Genomic DNA, 3,903 nt, shown 5'->3' on the forward strand with positions numbered 1-3,903 from the left:
ACTCCGGGTTGATCTCCGGCAGAGCCTTCGCCGCGGTCTTCTTTCGCTTCATCAGGCTTTCGCCGCCCTCAACCGCCGCAGCCGCCTCTTTGATCAGCTTGAGCAGCATCCTGTCGGCGGGAAGGTCCTTCACCGAGGTGATACGTCCCAATGTCCCCATCGATCCATCGGATTCGAAGCCGGCCGCCTTCAACTGCTCACGGACGCTCGAAGCCCAGAGACCGAAGCTGCAGTGCGCCTTGAACGCCGCCATGTTGGCGATGATCTTGCCGCCGGGCGTGGTGAAGAACGGCATGCTCCAGTTGATCGTCTCCTGCACCTCGGGCAGCGCCCGGTGCACGGTCTCGCGGATGTGGTTCAGAATCGGTTGGGCRAAGGGCTGTGCCTTTGCAATATAGGCATCGACGCGCGCGTCCATGCGCACCATCATACGGTTGAAGCACCGGAACCGGTCGAAGAACCGCAACGGTTACCTAAATTCCGTCGTTACAAGTTCATGCGACCGGCGAGCTGTTTTCTTCGTCTGAAATAATGTCAGCACGTGGACAAGAAGCCGCCAAGCCGCCGTAGCGAGTCGATCGATAACTATCTGAAGGCCATCTTCTCCCTGGGCGGCGGAGATGATCATCTGGTGGGCTCGAAGCAGATCGCCGACCGCCTTGGCATTGCTCCCGCCTCCGTGACCAATATGCTGCAGCGCCTTGCCGCACAGGTTCGTCCGATGGTTCGCTATGAGCGCCATCGCGGCGTGAAGCTCACCGCCGTGGGACGGAAGCGGGCGCTGGAGATCGTACGCCACCATCGCCTGCTCGAGACATTTCTCTTTGAAGTACTCGGCTACCCGATCGAAGAATTGCACGACGAAGCGGAGCGCCTGGAACACTTCATCTCAGAGCGTTTCGAAGAGCGCGTCGCCTCACGCCTCGGCAATCCGACACAGGACCCGCACGGACATTGCATTCCCGCACTCGACGGCTCCATGCCGCCGCAACACCGCGCCGGCTGCCGCTGCTATGTCTAGGTCTAGTTGCTAGTTCCTGGTTGCTAGTTTTTCCGGACGATAGATTCGGGAGAACCCATGCGTCGGGTGCCCCATGTCCCTAGGGGACATGGGTATATCGAGCGCCAGCTCGATCCCCTTTTTGTTTGTCATTTCGTAGCTCCCACTGGGAGCTACGAAATCTGCTTCTCTACCAATACATTTGGCTGCATCACCAACATCCCACCCATCGCTATGCGATGGATGGGGCATCCAGAGTATCGGCAGTCTTGCCTACTTCACCGACGGGAAGGTCAGCGTCAGTCCATCTTCTGACGCCGTGAACTGCACCTCGTCCAACGACGGCACGATCCAATCCGCCTGCGCCAGCTCTTCCTCGGTATGTGTTCCCAACACCGCCAGAACACGAGCTCCGGCAGCCTTACCAGCCCCCACACCCGCAGGAGCATCTTCAATCACGATGCACTCCTCCGGAGCAACACCCAGAAGCGCAGCACCGCGCTGATAGGGTTYCGGATGCGGCTTACCGTTGGTCACCATATCGCCGGCAACCAGCTTCTCCGGCCAGGGCAGGCCCGCAGCTTCCAAACGAACCTCCAGCAGACGGCTGGTGCAGGAGGTCACAATGGCCCAGCGCTCCGGCGGAAGTGTCGTGAGCAGACGTCTTACTCCGGGCAGCACCTCGATATCGTCCGTGTCGGCCATCTCCAGGTCTTCAATCACCCGCAGGCCAGCTTCTGGATCGATATCTGGACGAAGACTCTTCACCGTATCGATAGCGCGCGCACCATGGGGAACGTTGTAGTTCTCAGCGTCAGGAACGCCGTACATCTTTGCCCACTGGCGCCAGCAGCGGTTCACGCTGCCAATGGAACTAATCAGAACTCCGTCATTGTCGAACAACAGGCCCTTAGCAAAAACGGTGATGTGCTCAGCCATGCAACACAAACTCCCGCGCAGCCTCCAGAACCTTGTTTACCGACTCGACCGAGCACGACTCACAGTAGACACGCAACAACGGCTCCGTCCCGCTGGCGCGCAGCAGCAGCCAGGTCTCGGCTGCATTCGGCTTGGTCGCGGCCTCCGGGTTCTCCAGGAAGAACTTGATACCGTCCATCGTCTCCACCCGCAACACCTTCATTCCGGCGAAGGCATCTACGCCTGCCTTGGCGCGGTTAATGGCGCTCTGCTTCAGACCGTCGTCGATGTGCATGTCGATGCGGCCGTATTGATGCTCGCCGTACTCCGCCTGCAATGAAGCCACAAGCTCGCCCAGCGTCTTCTTCTCGTCAGCCATGATGTTGGCCAGCAGCAGGCTGTTCAAAAGGCCATCGCGCTCCGGCAGATGCTTGGAGATGCCCATACCGCCGGACTCTTCTCCGCCGATCAGGATCTCTTTCTCCAGCATCAGGTCGCAGACGTACTTGAAGCCGATGCCGTGCTCATTCAGCTTGCGGCCGTGCTTGGCGCAGATGCGATCAATCATCTTGGTGGTATTGAAGGCGCGCGTCACCTCTCCCGGCCACTGCTTGCGCTCAATCAGCCACTTCAGCAGCACACAGAAGATCTTGTGCGCATCCACCACATTGCCGTGCTCATCCACGGCGCCGATGCGGTCTGCATCTCCGTCGGTGACCAGACCGGCATCGCACTTCTCTGCAACGACCACCTTCTGTGTCAGCGCAATATGCGGAAGAATCGGCTCGGGGTTGATACCCGGGAAGCCTGGATTGATCTCGCTGCGCATCTCGACATTGGGAATACCCGCTTCGTCGAAGATGCCCTTGATCACACCACGGCCCGCACCGAACATCGTGTCGATCAGGAAGCGGTAACCGGAGGCCTTGATCGCGCCCAGATCGACGAACTTCCTGATCGCCGCGATGTACTCCGGATTGAAATCAACCTCTTCAATCGCAGCCGGCTTCTCCGCCACCGGGAGCGGAGCCAGCAGATAGCTCTCAATCGCTGTCATGATGGAGGGCTTGCCACTGCCGCCGTAGCTGGCCTTGTACTTCACGCCATTCCACTCCGGCGGATTGTGACTGGAGGTGATCATCACACCACCCGCCGCTTTGCGGCCACGCACGGCGTAAGAGAGCGCAGGTGTCGGAGTAATGCCGTTTGCCAGAAAGACCGGAATCCCGGCAGAGGCCAATACCTCGGCTGCTACTTTGGCAAAGCTCTTCGAACCGAAACGGGTGTCATACCCGATGCAAACGCCGGCTGCCGGATCTTCGTGCTTCAGCACGTAGATCGCAATTGCGCTGACAGCAACGCGGACATTGGCATAGGTGAAATCATCGGCAATGACACCGCGCCATCCATCCGTCCCAAACTTAACAACGGTCTTCACTTCGCTCATCTAGATCAGCTCTTTTCTGCCGAGTTCCTGCAGCGCCTTGACTACCTTGCCTACATCCTGGGAGTGCTCGCGGGTGGTAACCAGCAGAGCGTCTTCCGTCTCAACCACCACAAGGTCGTTGACACCTACCAGCGCCACCGTGCGCTCCTTCGCATAGACGTAATTGCCCTTGGCATTCAGAGCGATCACGCCCTGACCATCGACGACGTTACCGTGCTGATCGCATCCCGGCGCGGCAATCGAACGCTGATGCTCATGCAGGGCGGCCCAGGAACCGAGATCGTTCCATCCGAACTCCGCGGGGATGCAATAGATACCCGAACTCTGCTCACCCTTACCCGCAGCGGCAACGGCAATCCCGGCACGCAACGCAGCAGCGAAACGGCCGGCGTCCTTCACGACATGATCGGAAGGAAAGATACCGATGACCGTGTCCGGCTCATCACGCTCCATCAGAAATGCAGCAAGACCGCACGCCGGCGCCGTATTACGGGCTGCCGGCTCACACAGAATGTGACCCACCGGTACATCCGGCAAC

General features: G+C 59.3%; 4 protein-coding genes and 1 pseudogene. 1 reads left to right on the forward strand and 4 read right to left on the reverse strand.

Annotated elements, in window-relative coordinates:
- Positions 1-418, reverse strand: a 418-nt coding sequence (locus AB4043_RS18045) for a DUF1801 domain-containing protein (protein ID WP_442307694.1), incomplete at its 3' end; no start/stop codon positions are given.
- A 123-nt stretch (positions 419-541) separates the two neighbouring features.
- Between AB4043_RS18045 and AB4043_RS18050 the strand changes: the two genes are divergently transcribed.
- Positions 542-1,021, forward strand: coding sequence for a metal-dependent transcriptional regulator (locus tag AB4043_RS18050; RefSeq protein WP_442300062.1), 480 nt, complete (start codon positions 542-544; stop codon positions 1,019-1,021).
- Between the two features lie 252 nt (positions 1,022-1,273).
- Here the strand turns inward: AB4043_RS18050 and AB4043_RS18055 are convergent, their stop codons facing one another.
- The 3 genes and pseudogenes from AB4043_RS18055 to AB4043_RS18065 all read right to left on the reverse strand — a co-directional run.
- Entirely contained in the window at positions 1,274-1,939 is a 666-nt protein-coding gene (locus tag AB4043_RS18055; protein WP_442307695.1) for an HAD-IA family hydrolase, read from the reverse strand.
- Positions 1,932-3,365, reverse strand: coding sequence for a phosphoglucomutase/phosphomannomutase family protein (locus AB4043_RS18060; RefSeq protein ID WP_442300064.1), 1,434 nt, complete (start codon positions 3,363-3,365; stop codon positions 1,932-1,934). Before AB4043_RS18060 ends, AB4043_RS18055 begins: the two co-directional genes overlap by 8 nt.
- Positions 3,366-3,903, reverse strand: a pseudogene (locus tag AB4043_RS18065) (hypothetical protein); the annotation flags it as partial.

Source organism: Terriglobus sp. YAF25, assembly GCF_052113305.1.
Taxonomy (GTDB): Bacteria; Acidobacteriota; Terriglobia; order Terriglobales; family Acidobacteriaceae; genus Terriglobus.